At 37.1% G+C, this 18,299-nt stretch carries 15 protein-coding genes and 4 tRNA genes; 18 read left to right on the top strand and 1 reads right to left on the bottom strand.

Going from position 1 to position 18,299, the window contains the following annotated elements; translation table 11 throughout:
- The first annotated feature begins 77 nt into the window (after positions 1-77).
- The 5 genes from ACJG85_RS00265 to ACJG85_RS00245 all read left to right on the top strand — a co-directional run bounded on the left by ACJG85_RS00265 (position 78) and on the right by ACJG85_RS00245 (position 8,949).
- Positions 78-3,023 (top strand): SusC/RagA family TonB-linked outer membrane protein, encoded by a 2,946-nt coding sequence (locus tag ACJG85_RS00265; RefSeq protein ID WP_412476660.1) that lies wholly within the window; start codon positions 78-80, stop codon positions 3,021-3,023.
- 12 nt (positions 3,024-3,035) lie between these two features.
- Positions 3,036-4,445, top strand: coding sequence for a RagB/SusD family nutrient uptake outer membrane protein (locus ACJG85_RS00260; protein WP_412476659.1), 1,410 nt, complete (start codon positions 3,036-3,038; stop codon positions 4,443-4,445).
- 17 nt (positions 4,446-4,462) lie between these two features.
- Positions 4,463-5,278: a hypothetical protein gene (locus ACJG85_RS00255; RefSeq protein WP_412476658.1), complete on the top strand. Its 816-nt coding sequence runs from the start codon at positions 4,463-4,465 to the stop codon at positions 5,276-5,278.
- 103 nt (positions 5,279-5,381) lie between these two features.
- Positions 5,382-7,349: a putative porin gene (locus ACJG85_RS00250; protein WP_412464525.1), complete on the top strand. Its 1,968-nt coding sequence runs from the start codon at positions 5,382-5,384 to the stop codon at positions 7,347-7,349.
- A 238-nt stretch (positions 7,350-7,587) separates the two neighbouring features.
- Complete coding sequence (locus ACJG85_RS00245; protein WP_409676871.1) at positions 7,588-8,949, top strand: pyridoxal-phosphate dependent enzyme; 1,362 nt, start codon at positions 7,588-7,590, stop codon at positions 8,947-8,949.
- 131 nt (positions 8,950-9,080) lie between these two features.
- Here the strand turns inward: ACJG85_RS00245 and ACJG85_RS00240 are convergent, their stop codons facing one another.
- Complete coding sequence (locus tag ACJG85_RS00240; RefSeq protein WP_412476657.1) at positions 9,081-10,730, bottom strand: PNGase F N-terminal domain-containing protein; 1,650 nt, start codon at positions 10,728-10,730, stop codon at positions 9,081-9,083.
- A gap of 56 nt (positions 10,731-10,786) precedes the next feature.
- Here ACJG85_RS00240 and ACJG85_RS00235 point away from each other — a divergent pair, with 56 nt between their 5' ends.
- The 13 genes from ACJG85_RS00235 to secE all read left to right on the top strand — a co-directional run bounded on the left by ACJG85_RS00235 (position 10,787) and on the right by secE (position 18,297).
- Positions 10,787-12,055: a DUF2851 family protein gene (locus tag ACJG85_RS00235; protein WP_409676875.1), complete on the top strand. Its 1,269-nt coding sequence runs from the start codon at positions 10,787-10,789 to the stop codon at positions 12,053-12,055.
- A 69-nt stretch (positions 12,056-12,124) separates the two neighbouring features.
- Positions 12,125-12,352 carry a PspC domain-containing protein gene (locus ACJG85_RS00230; protein WP_409676877.1) on the top strand — a complete coding sequence of 76 codons (228 nt, stop codon included), beginning with the start codon at positions 12,125-12,127 and terminating at the stop codon, positions 12,350-12,352.
- Between the two features lie 4 nt (positions 12,353-12,356).
- Positions 12,357-13,238 (top strand): ComEA family DNA-binding protein, encoded by an 882-nt coding sequence (locus tag ACJG85_RS00225; protein ID WP_409676879.1) that lies wholly within the window; start codon positions 12,357-12,359, stop codon positions 13,236-13,238.
- A 32-nt stretch (positions 13,239-13,270) separates the two neighbouring features.
- Positions 13,271-14,440, top strand: a complete 1,170-nt coding sequence (locus ACJG85_RS00220) for an acyl-CoA dehydrogenase family protein (protein ID WP_412476656.1) — start codon at positions 13,271-13,273, stop codon at positions 14,438-14,440.
- A gap of 285 nt (positions 14,441-14,725) precedes the next feature.
- Positions 14,726-14,920 (top strand): 30S ribosomal protein S21, encoded by a 195-nt coding sequence (gene rpsU, locus ACJG85_RS00215; protein ID WP_131476751.1) that lies wholly within the window; start codon positions 14,726-14,728, stop codon positions 14,918-14,920.
- 70 nt (positions 14,921-14,990) lie between these two features.
- Positions 14,991-15,887 (top strand): tyrosine-type recombinase/integrase, encoded by an 897-nt coding sequence (locus ACJG85_RS00210; RefSeq protein WP_412476655.1) that lies wholly within the window; start codon positions 14,991-14,993, stop codon positions 15,885-15,887.
- Positions 15,888-15,919: 32 nt separating this feature from the next.
- Positions 15,920-16,222 (top strand): ribosome hibernation-promoting factor, HPF/YfiA family, encoded by a 303-nt coding sequence (gene hpf, locus ACJG85_RS00205; protein ID WP_409676885.1) that lies wholly within the window; start codon positions 15,920-15,922, stop codon positions 16,220-16,222.
- 88 nt (positions 16,223-16,310) lie between these two features.
- Positions 16,311-16,384, top strand: a tRNA-Thr gene (locus tag ACJG85_RS00200).
- Positions 16,385-16,418: 34 nt separating this feature from the next.
- Positions 16,419-16,500: transfer RNA gene (locus ACJG85_RS00195), tRNA-Tyr, on the top strand.
- Between the two features lie 140 nt (positions 16,501-16,640).
- Positions 16,641-16,712, top strand: a tRNA-Thr gene (locus tag ACJG85_RS00190).
- 55 nt (positions 16,713-16,767) lie between these two features.
- A complete protein-coding gene (tuf, locus tag ACJG85_RS00185) occupies positions 16,768-17,955 on the top strand; it encodes an elongation factor Tu (RefSeq protein WP_409676887.1) in 1,188 nt (395 codons plus the stop codon).
- A gap of 58 nt (positions 17,956-18,013) precedes the next feature.
- Positions 18,014-18,084: transfer RNA gene (locus tag ACJG85_RS00180), tRNA-Trp, on the top strand.
- A gap of 15 nt (positions 18,085-18,099) precedes the next feature.
- Positions 18,100-18,297, top strand: a complete 198-nt coding sequence (secE, locus tag ACJG85_RS00175; RefSeq protein ID WP_409676889.1) for a preprotein translocase subunit SecE — start codon at positions 18,100-18,102, stop codon at positions 18,295-18,297.
- Positions 18,298-18,299 lie beyond the last annotated feature (2 nt).

Raw genomic sequence — 18,299 nt, 5'->3', positions numbered from 1 at the left:
CCTTTTTTTAAGCATTGCTTGTTTTTTTAAGAAAAAATTAAGATGTTTGCAAGATAACTAACTCAAATAAAATTAATATGAGATCGAAGTTTAAATGGTTTTTTACGCTATTGTTAGCAATTTCATTTCAGTTTTCTTTCGCACAGGAGAAAACTATTTCAGGTGTTGTGACCGAGGGAGGTTTGGCATTGCCTGGTGTAACTGTTTCTGTTAAAGGAACAAAAAATAATGCATTAACTGATTTTGATGGTAAATATACTATCAAGGCTAAGCAAGGAGATGTTTTAGAATTCTCTTTTGTTGGTCTAAAGACGAAATCTGTTACTGTTGGTGCGTCAAACGCCATCAATGTTTCTATGGAGTCGGATGTGACTCAATTAGGCGAGGTGGTTGTTTTAGGTTACTCCTCTGAAAAAAGGGAGAAGGTAACCGGAGCTGTTTCAGTCGTTAAGGCGGCTAATATTGAGAGCGTTGCTTTCGCATCATTTGACCAAATCTTACAAGGTCAAGCGGCGGGTGTTACTGTGTCATCCGGCTCAGGTCAGCCAGGGGCTGCATCTAAAGTAAGAATTAGAGGAACATCTTCGATAACAGGAGGTAATGATCCTTTGTATATTTTGGATGGTGTTCCAATTACAGCTGGAGATTTTGCTGCTTTGAACCCTAATGATTTTGAGAACGTTTCAGTTTTGAAAGATGCTTCCGCAACTTCTATTTACGGTTCAAGAGCCTCTGCAGGGGTTATTGTAATTACTTCTAAGAAAGGTAAGTTTAATGAAGATACTTCATTTACTTACAGGTCTCAGTACGGAACCGCTGAAGTAGGTGATCCTAAGTTCAAGATGATGAACTCTGAGCAACTTCTTAAATTCCAACGTATTGTTGGTAATGGTAGAGGTGTTGGTTTAACTGATGCTCAAATTGCAGAATTAGCTCAAGTGAACACTAATTGGGCTGATGTTTTCTTTAGAATTGGTAAAACAACATCTCATGAGTTGTCTGTGAGAGGTGGTGGTGAAAAAACAAGATTCTTCACCTCATTAAATTATTTTGAGCAAGATGGTGTTGCTGAAAGATCAAATATTCAAAGATTTACTTTCAGATCAAACTTAGAAAATAAAGTTTCTGAGAAAATTACTTTGGGTTATAACTTGACCTTAGGTTTTACTAAACAAGATTTGATTGACTCTGAAAATGCTGTAGCCTTACAAAACCCATATGCTGCTGCTTATTTAGGTTCTCCATATGATCCGGTTTATGACGAAAATGGTGACTTTAATACGGGTACTGGTCTTATCGGTCCAAATGCTTATGAAAACTTGGTTAAAAATCAAAGATATAATAACCAAGTTAAGATTGTAGGTGCGGTTTATGGGGAATCACAGATTGCTAAAAACTTACGTGCAAGAGTTGATTTTGGTGTTGATTATACCAATGATTATTTTGTAAGAGCTCAAGATCCTAATACCTTTTATGGTTCAACTGTGACTCCGGGTAATCAAGGATTGTATGCTCAAACTAATAGTTATTTCGCTAAATTCAACACTACTGCTAGGTTGATTTATACTAAGACTTTTGCTGAAAAACATAATTTTGAAGCGGGTTTATACACTGAATACTATAAAGAACACTTTAAATCCGGTAATTATACTGGTTATGGTATAAATCCTTCTTTGGTTGGATATCCTTCAGGAATTACTCCAGGTTCTGCTGCAAATGGTTTAATCCCAGTTGTTGGAGGTAGTGATGTTGAAGCTGGTATATTTTCTTATTTTGGTATAGTAAAATATGGGTTTGATGATAGATTTAACCTTGATTTATCACTAAGAAGAGATGCTTCTAACAAGTTTTCCGAAGCAAATAAATGGGGTACTTTCTGGTCAGTTGGTGCTAACTGGAATATCACCAACGAGAAGTTTATGGAAGGTAATAAATTTTTCCAAGACTTGAAATTAAGAGCTAGTTACGGTACTACAGGTAACCAAAATGGTATTGGTAATTTCCAACAATATGCTACTTGGGGGACAAACCAATATGGTGGAAATCCTGGTATAGTTCAAACTTCAATTCCAAATCCTGAATTACAATGGGAAGAAGGTAGAAAAGCTAACATTGGTCTTGACTTTTCAATCTTAAACAGAAGAATTGTTGGAACTGTTGAGGTTTACAAGAATGTAACTGATAAATTGTTAATCGATCAACAATTGCCATATGAAAGTGGCCTAGGTACTTTATCCGTTAATGCAGGTAGAATGAGTAATACTGGAGTTGATATTGGTATTGAAGGTTTCCTTGTTAAGAAAGATAATTTATCTTTCAGTTTATATGCTAACTTGAACCATAACAAAAACAAAATTGAGGATTTAGGTCAGGTTGATGAGTTCATTTTAGGAACATCAATTGTTAGAGAAGGATTGCCTTTTGGATCTCATTTTGCTGTGGGTTGGGCTGGTGTTAATCCTGCTAACGGAGAGCCATTGTACTATGATTTGAATGGTAATGTAACTAATGAGTTTAGTGAGGCTAACGCTACTGCTAAGTGGGGTTCTTATGAGCCGGTTTACTCTGGTGGATTCGGTCACAGATTCTCATACAAAGGTTTTGATTTCTCGTCATTGTTCACTTTTGCTAAAGATTATTACAGATACAACAATCAAACTTTCTTCCAAGAAAATCCTAACTTCGCTCAATACAATTTGTCAACAACCATGTTGACTATGTGGCAAAATCCGGGAGATATTACTGAAGTTCAAAGTTTTGAATATAACAGAGAGTTCAGTTCTAAAGATATTGAAGATGCATCATTCTTAAGACTTAGAAATATTGAAATTGGATATTCTTTGTCTAAAAAAGCAATTGATAGAATTAAATTAATTCAAAGTTTCAGATTGTATTTGCAAGCACAGAATCTTGTAACTTGGACTAAGTTTACTGGTTTTGATCCTGAAGATGATAACAACATTGCACAATACGAATATCCAACACCAAAAATTTTCACCTTTGGTATAGATGTTAAATTTTAAAAAAAAAAAGATATGAAATTAAAGAAATTATTAATTGCAATTTTTATTTCTGTAGGTATTGTCTCATGTGAAGATGCCTATAGAATAGATCCGGCTGATGAAATCATTGATTTGAATGCCATCAGAAATATCAACGATCTTGAAAGAGCGATGACCGGAGTTTATGCTAATGTTGGAGGTCAAAGTTTTATTGAGTGGTCTTCAATGTTTACAGATGAGTGTAGAAAGCCGTCTTCAAATAGAGGTTCCGGTGTTCAAGTTCACACTTGGTCTATTAACAACGGTACTAATGAGCCTGATGCTTATTATTCTGGTTTGTATGCTACTATCAATAGAGCCAATGTTGTTTTAGCTCGTATTCCCAATGTACAGCTTAACACTCAAGCTGAGATTGATGCAAAGGATAGAATTATAGCAGAATTATTAACTATCAGAGCAATGGCTCATTTTGACTTGTTAAGATTTTTTGCTACTGATTATACTAATCCTTCGGCTTTGGCTGTTCCTATTGTTGACAGTGAGATTGTTTTTGAAACATTGCCTAGAAATACTGTTGGTGAAGTTATTAACTTTGTGATGACGGATTTGGAAAGTGCTCATCAAACTCTATCTACTTTAGGTTCTAATGCTGATGTAACAAGAGTTACACCTCTTGCTATTCAAGCATTAAGAGCACGTATTTCTTTGTATACAAAAGATTACAATGCGGCTGTGACCTATGCTCAAGAAGTTGTCAATGCAATTCCTTTAGCAGCAAATCCGACTCAATATTTAGATATTTGGGATGATGCAACTGACACTGAAATTGTATTCAAATTGAAGAGAGTGCAAGGTAATACTCAGGTCGGTAGAATATACAAAGATGCTGACGGTACAGTTTTATATAATGTTTCTAATGATTTATGGGCTCAGTTCGCTAATAATGATTTAAGAAGAGCTGTTGGAGCTTTAGTTGAAACTGGAAGTACATTGGCTGATTTAAGAGTTGGTAAATACTCAGGACCTACTTCAAACTATGGATTAGCTGATATTAAATTATTTAGAGTAGCTGAAATGTACTTGATTCTTTCTGAGGCCCATGCTTTGAAAGCAACTCCAGATTTCGCTGCTGCTGAAGCTGCTATTAACACTTTAAGAGCTTCAAGAAGATTGAATGCTTCTGCATTGCCTAATCTTACTTTTACAAGCGCATCTGATGCTATTGACAAGATTTTGTTAGAGAGAAGACGTGAGCTTGCATTTGAAGGTCACCGTTTCTTCGATTTAAAAAGATTTGGAAGAGGTGTTGATAGAATTCCAAGTGATGTTGTATTGAATTCTTTTGCTGAGGATTTACCTGCTGGTGATTACAAATTTACTTTGCCAATTCCTCAAGGTGCAATTTTTGCAAATGATTTATTAGTTCAGAATCCTGGATATTAATTTTAAAAAAAAACATTATGAAAAAAATATTTTTATACTTTATTTCAGTTGTATCCTTGAGTTCAATTGTATCTTGTAGTGATGCTGAACCTCAGTTGTACAACAGCGAAAGAGATGGTAAATTAGCTTATTTTACCTCTGGAACTTCAGGATCTTTCTATGTTCAAGATGTTACTAATCCTGAATTTTTAGTCGAAGTTGGTGTGACTAATGTTACTGATGCAGACAGAGCGTTCACAATTTCTATAGATCCTACAAGTACTGCGACGACTGATCAATACACTATTGAGCAGTCTTCATTGGTCATTCCTGCTGGTTCTCATTTAGGATTTATTAAAGTGCGTGGTAATTATGCTAATGCACTTACATCAGGTACTAAACTAATTTTGAAATTAGATTCAGTTAATGATGCTGAAGTAGCTACTTTCGACAATGTGTATGAATTATCAATTTATCAATTCTGTCCTTTTTCCGTAGCTGATTTCCTTGGAGATTGGAACGCTGACGAAGTTGGTTATGCTGTTTATAATTCTACATTTACTCAAGGAGTTGAAACGGATTTGAATGAAATCGTAATGTCTAACATCTGGGATGTTGATCCTAGTTCACAGACAAGAGTTTTCTTCAACGATAGCAATCCTTCTAATTTTAAACTTGATTTTCCAGTTTATACTGATAACCCATTATACGTAGACTCTACTTATGGTCAGGCTTGGGTTGACAGAGGAGTTGGTGTCTTTTCTGCATGTGCTCAAACAGCTTACATGAAGTTTCAAGTTAGAGTTAATGCTGGATTTTTTGCTGCAACAGAAATCTATTTCTCAAGACCATAATAATTTATATTATTACATTAATTAAGAGCTATCATTCGATAGCTCTTTTTTTATGATTTTATTACAAATAGTTTTGTGTATTTTTGTCTCGAAAATTATTCCAATGCGCTATCTTTTATTTATAGTTTTTTTGCTTTCATTTCAGTCTGTTTCTTCACAAAGAGACAGAAATGCTAAACTCGGTACTCTTAACCAAAACAATAAAACATCCCAAACAAATACTTCGGTTAAAGATACTGCTGTAAGCAAAAAGATAAAAAAAGCACCTTATGATTTTTACAGAATCATTAGCCTGCAAAAAGACACTACTTATGTGGATACTTCTCTAACCATCAAAAAAGAATACGAGTACAACTATTTGCGCAAAGATATTTTCGGTCTTTTACCCTTTGCCAATGAAGGTCAGACATACACCGTTTTAGACTACGGACTGAAGAAGTTTGCCGCTTTCCCCGAGTTGGGGCATTCCGGTAAGCATTTCAATTATATGCAAATCGATGATATAAAGTATTACTCAGTGGCCACACCGGTAACCGAATTGTACTTTAAAACCGTTATGGAGCAAGGACAATCTGTTGATGCCTTTATAACAGTAAATACCTCCGAAAGGTTCAATATTTCGGTTGCTTTTAGGGGCTTGCGATCTTTAGGGAAATACATTAACCAACTGTCAAGTACCGGGAATTTTCGTTTTACAACCAGCTACAATACACTCAACAAAAGATACTTTCTCAATCTTCATTTTACCGGTCAGGATTTTCTAAACGGTGAGAATGGTGGAATCACAACCTTGGAAGATTTTGAAAGTGAAGATGCAGCCTTCCAAAACAGAGCCCGTTTAGAAGTGTATTTGAAAGATGCCAAATCTTTTATGAAAGGCAAAAGATATTTCTTCGATCACAACTTCAGAATCAACCCTAAAAAAGGAAATAACAATTTGTACTTAACACACCAGTTTACGTACGAAACTAAATTTTTTGAATACAACCAACAAACTTTAGCTTCTACTGTAGGAAATACCCAAGTACTTCGCTTTGGAGAAGCGTATGTGTCCGGAGGGATTAATGATCAAAGTCGATACAACCGCATGCACAATAAAGTAGGCGCGATTTATGAAAATGCGCTTTTAGGGAAATTCCAATTTTTTGCCGAAGATTACCGATTCAATTATTTTTACGACAAGGTATTGATACTCGACGCCGGTATTGTGCCGGGTTCTTTGAGCGATGAAATTAACACCATCGGAGGTCAATACCAATACCGCAAAAACAAATGGAATGGTACATTTTCTTATTCTAATTCCATAGCGAACCAATCGCTGACTAATTTTGATGCCCAACTCCAATACCAAATCAACGATAAAAACGAGCTGCGTTTCCAATACCAAATGCTCAACAAAATCCCCGATCACCTCTACAATTTACACCAAAGTAGTTTTATCGGTTACAATTGGTACAACGATTTTAAAAACGAAAAAATCAACAATCTCGAGGTAAATGCCAAAACCCAATGGTTCACAGCTGCCTTGCAAATAAGTTCGTTAAACGATTACCTGTTCTTTAGTAACGATGCTACCAATACGCAACAACAAATTATAACCCCTAAACAATACGATAAAACCATTAATTATTTATCGGTTAAGGTGAGTCGTGAGTTCAAATGGTGGAAATTGGCCTTGGACAACACCGTTTTATACCAACAGGTTGATCAGGAGGATGATATCCTTAACGTGCCTCAAATAGTCACCCGAAACTCGCTCTACTTTACCGATTATTTCTTCAAAAAAGCATTGTATTTGCAAACCGGTTTTACCCTTAACTATTTTACAAAATATTATGCCAACGACTACAATCCGGTCCTGGCCGAAGCTTTTGTTCAAAACAGCCGTGAAATAGGAGAGTTTCCATTGGTCGATTTTTTCGTCAATGCCCGAATCCGCCAAACTCGTATATTCTTTAAAGTCGAACATCTCAATTCCCGCATGACCGGCAATAACTTTTATACGGCACCCAATTATCCGTACCGCGATTTTATGATCCGCTTCGGTTTGGTTTGGAACTTCTTCCAGTAATTTTTTTTTGGGGCGTGTTAACGCGCTGTCCACTGTATCTTTTGTTCCGTTAGCCAACGCAACAAAAGGATGCCGTTCCCATCACGCACGCAATCGTTTTCGAATTAACTTTCTCTAAACTTGCAAACTTTCTTTTTATCAATATCTTTGTAACCTAAATAAAAGCTTGGTTGCTCAGGTCCGAGCCATCTAATGGTGAACGGAATGAAATTAAACTCAGCTATTCAGCTACTTAAAAATGAACTATTCAGAAAATATATTAGGAACTATCGGAAACACGCCTTTAGTGAAATTGAATAAAGTGGTCTCAGGGATTGATGCTTTGGTTTTAGCCAAAGTTGAAACCTTCAATCCCGGTAACTCTACCAAAGACCGTATGGCACTTAAAATGGTAGAAGATGCCGAAGCCGACGGCCGATTAAAACCGGGCGGAACCATCATCGAAGGGACTTCAGGAAATACCGGTATGGGCTTGGCCTTAGCCGCTATCGTAAAAGGGTATAAATGTATTTTCGTCATCACCGACAAGCAATCTAAGGAGAAAATGGACATCCTTCGTGCCGTTGGCGCCAAAGTAGTGGTTTGTCCAACCGATGTAGAACCAACCGATCCGCGTTCGTACTATTCGGTTTCCAAAAGATTGAGCACCGAAATTCCTAATTCATGGTATGTTAATCAATACGACAATCCCAGTAACGCCTTGGCACATTACCAACAAACCGGACCTGAAATTTGGGAACAAACCGAAGGAAAAGTGACCCATTTTGTGGTAGGTGTTGGTACCGGAGGAACCATATCAGGCATCGGAAAATATTTAAAAGAGAAAAACCCTAATGTGAAAGTTTGGGGAATAGATACTTACGGTTCTGTTTTTAAAAAATACCACGAAACCGGAATCTTCGATGAAAATGAGATTTACTCTTATATTACCGAAGGCATCGGAGAAGATATTTTGCCTAAAAACGTTGATTTCTCAGTAATCGATGGCTTTACCAAAGTAACCGATAAAGACGCGGCGGTATACACTCGTAAAATTGCTTTGGAAGAAGGGATTTTTGTTGGGAACTCAGCCGGTGCTTGTGTCAAAGGCTTGCATCAATTGAAAGAACATTTTAAACCTAACGACGTGGTTGTTGTACTTTTCCATGATAGCGGCAGCCGTTATGTGGGGAAAATGTTCAACGACGATTGGATGCGCGAAAGAGGTTTCTTAGAAGAGGAAATCACCAAAGCAGAAGATGTAATCAAAGACCATAAAGACAAACCATTAGTAGTAGTGCGTACTGAAGAATTAGTGTCACACGCTATTGAACGTTTAAAAAAATACAACATCTCTCAAATTCCGGTAATCGATACTACCGGTTTTGTGGGTAGCATAGACGAAACGGATTTGTTCAGAAGCTATATTGAAGACAAAAACATAGCTGACAAACCTATCAAAGAAATTATGGGTAAGCCTTACCCAATTGTGAATGCCAATGCACCGGTCGAAGAGATATCCAAGTTAATCAATAAAGATAACCAAGCGGTTTTGGTGGACTTAGGCAATGGTAAGCACCATATCATTACCAAACACGATATTATTAGTTCTATTAAATAGGACGGAGCGTTAATAAAATGTCCGGTGGATATTTTTAGCGAACGGGCCAGACGGCGCGGCGGCAAAAGGTATTTGAGAAAAGGGATAAGGCAAAAGTCTTATCCCTTTTTACTTATCCCTTATCCCTAGAATTACTCTCCAATCAAAACCCCTGAAATATTCCAAGAACTGAAACTGCCGCCCTCAGGTAAGCCTTGAGGTATGCTAACTTTTATCGTGTGACTTCCGGCTCCCAAATTACCTAAATCAATGTAAATAGGATTGGTTACTGTTCCCGGACACCAGTTAGAGCGACTGTAATCGGAAGAAGACAATCCGTTACCAAAATTCCCCGAGGCCGGATTTAACAAGCGATACGAACCGCAATCTTGTCGCCAAGGCGTAAAACCAAAAGCTTCCTTTCCGTTCAAATAAATTGTGTTTTTTTTAGGAACAAATTCGTCGCCGTTTTCCCAACCGCCGTGCCCTGTAGTGATATAACGAAGTTTAACATTTTTCATCGGTTGGTCAAGGGTAAAACTTACTTCTAAGCCTTTCTCGTTATTGAACATAGTCCCGTATTCTTGTCCGGCCATTTCCATGATGTTGTTGGTGCAAAACAAAGGTACAATTCGAGTTGGGTTGGCTTTCGACTCGCCTTCGGAATGAATAGTAATATTCGCCGAAACTTTATGACCGCCTTTGTCATAATTGCCAATATTAATGCCAATCCAAACTTCTTTACCACTCAATAAAGGTAACAAGTCGGAAATGTCCTGTCGGTACAAAACGTTTTCTGCCCAAGTTTTGTTTTTCAATTCTAAATAGTTGTATTGTTTTACGCCGAAAGGGGTGAAAAAGCGCATCAATTCCACTAAGGGATTGTACTGCTCCGTAGCCACTACACCTTGGTATTCTTTGCCGTTCCCGTTGGTGTATAGCGGCAAAGTTTTAGCGCCGTTTTGTAAACCGTCTAAGAAAGATTGGGCTTTGTCGGTTGGAATCATAAAAAATGAACCGGTTCTGTCGTAAGCATCACCGTTGGATTGTTCCGTAACATCGGCAAAAATCTGACAACCGATTTTGATTTCGGGGAATTTTACTTTTCGAACAGCTATGGTTCCGTTGGCAAAACGCAAAATACTGTCGTTCGATTTTGAACCGTCAGAGAAATTGATGATTTGGTCTTTGAAAACAGGAATGGTGGTGAATCGGCTTTTCCAGAGTAGATCTTTGTAAGTCAGCGCATCCACTTCGGTAGTTTTTAACTCGTTGCTGCGGATGGCTTTTAGCTTCTCAATGCTAACAGCACTAATCATAAAATTTCCGTTCCGTACCATCTCCAAAACCAAACCTAAGTTTTGGCCTAAAATCGTTGGAGCTCCTTTTACTTTCAATGCATCGGTATACCAAAATTCAATGGTGTTAGAGTTGACTATAGTTTTGGCTTTTTTACAGTTGTAGCCCAATATCCGCTTAGTGTCAGGCAAATACTCAAAGGTTTGTTTGGCTAATGAAGTGCTGTCTTTCATGTAAATCGCTTTGTCTGTATTCAGGATGGCGAATTGTTCAAAGGAAGTCGATGTTCTGTCGATAATCGTAAACTCTTGTGGATAAGTTGCTTTAGTAGCGTCTTTTGTTTTATTATACACTTTTGTCAAAGAGGCATTGGTTTCCATCACTATGAAATCTTGTCCTTCGATTATTGTTCCGTTCGAACTTTTTTGGTAAGTAATTTTATAATGTTGTGAAAAACAAGACGCAGAAATTAATAGTAAAAAACAAAAAAGTAATTTTTTCATTACAAATATTTTTAATAATAAAGTAAAATTCTTACTTTAGTTGAAAATTAGACGACATGAAAGAGGATTTCCTTCATTATGTATGGCAATATAAGAAGTTTGATTTTTCCAACCTAACCACAGTTTCGGGAGAGGCAGTTTCTATAGTGAACTCCGGACAGTACTTACAACAATCCGGACCTGACTTTTTTAATGCCCAACTTGTGATAGGAAATCAAAAATGGGCAGGCAATGTTGAAATTCACGTTAAATCCTCTGATTGGTATTTGCACCAACATGAAAAAGACGACCATTACAACAATGTTATATTGCATGTGGTTTGGGAATATGATACACCGGTTTTTAGTAAGGACAATTTGATTATTCCAACAGTAGCGCTACAATCATATATAACAAAAGAAGTATTACAGCAATATTTAACACTAACGACTCCGAAATCATGGATTTTTTGTGAGAATCAAATTAAGGCTATCGATGGTTTTGTTGTAAATCATTGGTTGGAAAGATTGTTCTTTGAACGATTGGAAAACAAGGCCATTCCGATACAAACTTTACTGTCGGAAACTGATAACGACTGGGAAGCCGTTTTGTTTTACAGTTTGGCTAAGAACTTCGGGTTGAATACCAATGGAGATCTCTTTTTTCAATCACTCAAATCGGTGCCTTTTTCTGTAATCAGAAAAGAAAGTTACGAGTTGAAAAATTTGGAAGCTTTATTCTTTGGTTTGTTGGATTTGCTTTCGGAATACTATGAAGACGCTTATGCTAAAGATTTGCAAAATAGTTTTGCTTTTCTGAGACAGAAATACCAATTGAGACATCAATCCTATGAGTCGGTTCAGTTTTTTAAACATCGTCCGGATAATTTTCCAACCATTCGATTAGCACAATTAGCCATGTTGTATCATCAACGGCAAAACTTGTTTGCTCAAATCATCACAATACATTCGATGAAAGACTTTTATCACTTGTTTGATTTAGGGGTTTCCGCGTATTGGGAAAGTCATTATCAATTTGATAAAGTCAGCCCTCCCAAAAAGAAGCAATTGTCCAAAAGTTTTATCGATTTGTTAGTCATTAATACCATAGTTCCGCTTCAATTTGCCTATGCACAAAGTTTGGGTAAAGAAATTTCGGAATCATTGATGCAACTCCTGCAAACAATAAGTCCGGAAAAGAATATAGTCATTGAAAAGTTTGCTAATTTTGGACTTCAATCTAAAAATGCTTTTGAAACCCAATCACTTTTGCAATTAAAGAATAACTATTGTAGTAAAGGAAAATGTTTGCAGTGTGAAATAGGCACGCAACTGATGAAAGAGTGATTGATGGTATTTTCAAAAACTTGTCTTTACAATAACTATGTTGCGAATTAGTAAAAAATATAATAAACAATGTCGCCAATCATTCAATTAAAATATTTCTTCGAAAAACACGGTTTTCATGTTTCCTCACGTTTGGCTGATAAGCTGGGAATGCGTGCGTCCAATGTTCGTTTGTTTTTTATTTACATCACTTTTGTAACAGCAGGTTTGGGATTTGGCATGTATCTTACTTTGGCTTTTTGGATCAAGTTGAAAGATTTGATTAGAGGAAAACGAACCTCGGTTTTTGATTTATAATGGTATGCTTCAAAATAATTCTTTCCTGTCGGTCGTTTTAAGCTATTCGAAAAGTCAGCGAATCGGAATCATTTTGCTTTTTACCATCATAGTGCTTTGCCAAGGGTTTTATTGGGCGAGCGATTTTAAAACCACTTTTGTTCCCAATAAGGAAGAGCAGCAATGGATGAACAATCAAGCTTTAGTGGATAGCCTTGCCTTACAAACTAAAAAAGTCCAGTCGGTTATTCGACCGTTCAACCCTAATTTTATAACCGATTTCAAAGGATACAAGTTGGGGATGTCTGTAGCAGAAATCGACAGGTTGTTGGCTTACAGAAAGCAAAATAAGTTTGTCAACTCCGCGGCTGAGTTCCAAGCAATAACCCAAGTTTCCGATTCTTTACTCAATGTTATCTCTCCTTATTTCAAGTTTCCAGATTGGGTAAATCATAAAAAATCTTTGACTTACCAACCAAACAAATTCGCAGTTGATAAAATTGAAAAAGTTGAGTTGATTGATATTAACCGTGCTACCAAAGAAGACTTGATGAAAGTATATGGAATAGGCGATAAGATTTCGGATCGGATTTTAGAACAAAAAAATAAACTTGGTGCTTTTGTTGCAATGGAGCAGTTGCAAGATGTTTGGGGCTTATCGCCCGAAGTTATAACTAAACTCAATCAATATTTTACAGTCAATACTACGGCCGGAATCAAAAAGATAAATATTAACAACGCTTCAATCAAAGAGTTAACACAATTTCCTTTTTTTAAGTACACTTTGGCCAAAGAAATAGTAATTTATCGAAGCATGAACGGCGATATAAAAACTGAGGATTTGTCAAAAATTAAAGGATTTCCTGTCGATAAAATAAAAATAATTGCCTTATATTTGGAATTCTAAAAAAATAGCTAAGAAAAACAGTTTTATTTCATATGAATTCAACATACTTTACGGAAGAGCACGAGTTGTTTAGGAAGAGTTTGCAAGATTTTTTGCAAAAAGAAGTGGTGCCGCACATTGAAAAATGGGAAAAAACAGGAACAATTGAACGGTTTATTTGGAAAAAGTTTGGCGATATGGGCTTTTTTGGGTTGACTTACCCGGAGGCCTACGGCGGAATGAACTTGGATTTGTTTTACACCGTAGTGTTTTTGGAAGAACTTCAAAAAATAAAATCTTCCGGATTTGCAGCAGCCATGTGGGCGCATGCTTATTTGGCCATGACACATTTGAATGCGGAAGGCGATGAGAGAATCAAACAAGAGTATTTAGCGCCCAGTATAGCCGGTGACAAAATCGGAGCCTTGTGTTTAACTGAGCCTTTTGGCGGAAGCGATGTGGCCGGTATGCGAACCACGGCGGTAAAAAATGGAGACAAATATATCATTAACGGCTCGAAAACATTTATTACTAACGGCGTTTATGCGGATTACTACGTAGTAGCTGCTAAAACCAGTCCGGAATTAGGAAATAAAGGAATCAGTATGTTTTTAATGGATACGGCTACTAAGGGAGTTAGTGCTACCAAATTAGATAAATTGGGATGGAGAGCTTCCGATACCGCAGAGATCTCTTTTGATAATGTTGAAATCCCTACTGCTAATTTAATGGGAGAAGAAGGGAAAGGTTTTCCGTATATCATGCAACACTTTGCTTTAGAGCGTTTGATTATGGCTATTAATGCCCACGCCCGAGCGGAATATGCTATTAATTATACCTTGGAGTATATGTCGCAACGTGAAGCTTTCGGCAAAACTATCGATAAGTTCCAAGCCTTGCGTCATACTATGGTAGATAACGCTACCGAAGTGGAGCACTGTAAAATTTTTAATTATGCGGCTGTCGCTCGATTGAATCAAGGTGAATACGTGGTTAAAGAGGCTACTATGGCCAAGCTAAAATCGACTAAAGTGGCCGATGAAGTAATTTACAGTTGTTTGCAAATGTTGGGCGGTTACGGTTATATGGAAGAATATCCGTTGGCACGATTGTTAAGAGACAGTCGTTTAGGGCCAATTGGTGGCGGAACTTCTGAAATCTTGAGAGAGATTTTGTCTAAATTGATTATAGACAATAAAAGTTATCAGCCGGCAGTTAAATAATAAGGAATAAGGGATTAGGGAAAAGGGATAAGTTGAAATGACTTTTACTTATCCCTTTTGTCTTTTCACTTGTCCCTTACTTTCGCGTGAGGGATGGAAGTGGAAATCCTTTTGCGGAGAAAAAGATTGCAACGTACAGCCCGACGGTGGCTTTGTTGAAGGTTTCTATTCAAGAAAGGAGATGTAGCCACCGGCACGCCGAAAAAAATAATTTACAATTTATCATTTGTAATTAATAATTATTGTTACTTTTGCACCCACTAAATGAGAGGAGGTGTCTAAATTATGTTGATTATACCAATTAAAGACGGAGAAAACATTGATAGAGCATTAAAGCGCTACAAGAGAAAATTCGATAAAACCGGAACTGTAAGACAACTTAGAGCGCGTCAGGCGTTTACTAAGCCATCTGTAGTGAGAAGAGCACAAATTCAAAAAGCTGCTTACATTCAAACATTGAGAGACAGTTTAGAAGGATAAGTTAATTTCCTGATAAGATATAACCGCTGATTGTTAAAGTTTCCTAACTTTGAGGTCAGCGGTTTTTTTTATGGAAAATAGTAAAGATAAGTTTCGGGATTATTTGAGTTTGGAGAAGAACTATTCTCTGCATACGGTTACCGCTTATCTTAATGATATTGGTTTTTTTCAAGCCTTTTTGAAAGGTGCTTTTGAAGACGATAATATAATAACAGTAAATTACAATCAAATCCGAGCCTGGATAGTGGCTTTGTCTGATGATGGCGTTTCTAATGCTTCGATCAACAGGAAAATATCTTCTTTAAAATCGTTTTACAAGTTTTTACTCAAGACAAAGCAAATTGAAACGAGTCCGTTGCTAAAACATAAGGCCTTAAAATCTCCTAAAAAGTTGCAAATTCCTTTTTCTGAGAAGGAGTTGGATTTGGTGCTTAATCAAATTACCTATCCTGAGGGTTTTGAAGGTGTTCGGGACAAGCTCATAGTTGACTTGTTTTACACTACGGGTATAAGACGGGCTGAACTGATAGGTTTGAAATTGGCGAATATTGATTTGTCGAACGGGACTTTGAAAGTATTGGGGAAAAGAAATAAGGAAAGGATTATTCCGGTTTTGCCGATTGTGCAGCAACAAATCAAAGAATACCTAAGCGAAAGGTCACGTTTACAACACATTATCGATTCGGACTATTTTTTTCTACTGTTAAAAGGCGTTAAATTGAATGATTCGTTTGTTTATCGGCTAATAAATTATTACTTTAGTAATGTCTCAGAGAAGGTAAAAAAGAGCCCGCATATTTTAAGACATACATTTGCGACACATCTTTTAAACAATGGGGCAGATATTAATTCGGTTAAAGAATTATTAGGGCATTCAAGTTTGGCTTCTACCCAGGTCTATACACATAGCAGTTTAGCAGAGCTAAAAAAAGTCTACGGTAGTGCACATCCAAGAAACAAAAAATAATTCTGCAATGTTTAATCAATAAAAATATAATTATGAAGGTAAATGTTCATGCAGTAAACTTTACTGTCGACAGAAAGCTGGTTGATTTTATCAATGAAAGATTGGGTAAACTCGAAAAATTCTACGACAAAGTCGTTTCTTCAGATGTTTTTTTGAAGGTAGATAACACCAGTGAGAAGGAAAATAAAATTGTAGAGGTGAAAATTCATGTTCCGGGAGATGATTTTATGGTTAAAAAACAATGCAAATCTTTTGAAGAAGCAGTAGAATTATCCTCAGAATCTTTAGAGCGATTATTGGTTAAAAGGAAAGAAAAAATAAGAGCTCATACATAAGATGAAAATTTTTTCAAAAATGTTTTGATTAAAAGATAAAATGCCTACATTTGCAGTCCGTTAGAAATAGCGGACTTTTTTTATTGTTGCCGGTGTAGCTCAGTTGGCTAGAGCAGCTGATTTGTAATCAGCAGGTCGTGGGTTCGAGTCCCTCCATCGGCTCTGTTCTTTTATAGTATTGAAAATAAAAAGGTTAGGGGAGATACTCAAGCGGCCAACGAGGGCGGACTGTAAATCCGCTGACTAAGTCTTCGCAGGTTCGAATCCTGCTCTCCCCACTAACTTTTTAAAGCTTTCTTTTCAGATTTTTTTCTGAATAACAGTTTTGATAAGTTATCAATCATCCTCGAGGTGATTACAGAAATTAGCTTTTGCTTTTGGGTTTCTAAATGAAAAAGTTATTTCTGGTCATGCAAAAGCCGGTGTAGCTCAGGGGTAGAGTGCTTCCTTGGTAAGGAAGAGGTCACGGGTTCAAATCCCGTCATTGGCTCAAATTTGTAAAATTTGAACACTAATATATAAACTAAGATTAAAAATTAAGTAAAATGGCAAAAGAAAATTTTAGTCGTACCAAGCCACACCTTAACATAGGTACAATTGGACACGTAGACCACGGAAAAACTACTTTAACTGCAGCAATTACTAAAGTATTGTCTGATGCAGGTTACTGTCAAGCGAAATCATTTGATCAAATTGATAACGCTCCGGAAGAAAAAGAAAGAGGTATTACTATCAACACTTCACACGTTGAGTACGAAACTGCTAACCGTCACTACGCTCACGTTGACTGTCCAGGTCACGCGGATTACGTTAAGAACATGGTTACTGGTGCTGCTCAAATGGACGGTGCTATCTTGGTAGTAGCTGCTACTGACGGACCAATGCCACAAACTCGTGAGCACATCCTTTTAGGTCGTCAGGTAGGTATTCCTAGAATCGTTGTATTCATGAACAAAGTGGATATGGTTGACGATCCGGAATTGTTAGAATTAGTAGAAATGGAAATCAGAGACTTGTTGTCTTTCTATGAATATGATGGAGATAATGGTCCTGTAGTTCAAGGTTCTGCTTTAGGAGGATTGAACAATGACCCTAACTGGGTGCCAAAAATCATCGAATTGATGGAAGCTGTTGACAACTGGATCGAAGAGCCGGTACGTGACAACGCTAAACCATTCTTGATGCCTGTTGAGGACGTATTTACAATTACAGGTCGTGGAACTGTTGCTACAGGTCGTATCGAAACCGGAGTTGCTAATACTGGAGATCCGGTAGAAATCATCGGTATGGGAGCTGATAAATTAACTTCTACAATCACTGGAGTTGAGATGTTCCGTAAAATCCTTGACAGAGGTGAAGCTGGAGATAACGTAGGTCTTTTGTTAAGAGGTATCGATAAAGCTGATATCAAAAGAGGTATGGTTATTTGTAAACCGGGTTCAGTAAAACCACACGCTAAATTTAAAGCTGAGGTTTATATCTTGAAAAAAGAAGAAGGTGGTCGTCACACGCCATTCCACAATAACTACCGTCCACAGTTCTATGTACGTACAACTGACGTAACAGGAGTTATTGCTTTACCAGCAGGTGTAGAGATGGTAATGCCAGGTGATAACTTAACTATTGAAGTAAGCTTGTTAAGCCCAATTGCATTAAACGTAGGTTTACGTTTCGCTATCCGTGAAGGTGGTAGAACAGTTGGTGCTGGTCAGGTAACTGAAATTTTAGACTAATTATCTATTAAATAAATTACCAGTGTCGTCAACAAAGGCGACACTGGTTTTTAATGAAACGGGCGTAGTTCAAGGGTAGAATAGCGGTCTCCAAAACCGTTGATGGTGGTTCGAATCCTCCCGCCCGTGCAAAAAAAATACACAATGGCAAAAATTGTTAACTATATATCAGAAGCATTTGAAGAATTGAAAACAAATGTTACTTGGCCGGAATGGGCTGAGGTTCAAAAATACACTATCGTTGTAGCTGTATTTTCAATTGTCTTTGCTCTAGCTACGTGGGGAGTTGATGAAGCTTGCGCGAAAGTTATTGCCGGATTCTTTAAATGGTTGAATTCTTAATT

Source organism: Flavobacterium mekongense (assembly GCF_047038255.1).
Classification (GTDB): domain Bacteria; phylum Bacteroidota; class Bacteroidia; order Flavobacteriales; family Flavobacteriaceae; genus Flavobacterium; species Flavobacterium mekongense.
This window is presented reverse-complemented; position numbering and strand designations above follow the sequence as displayed.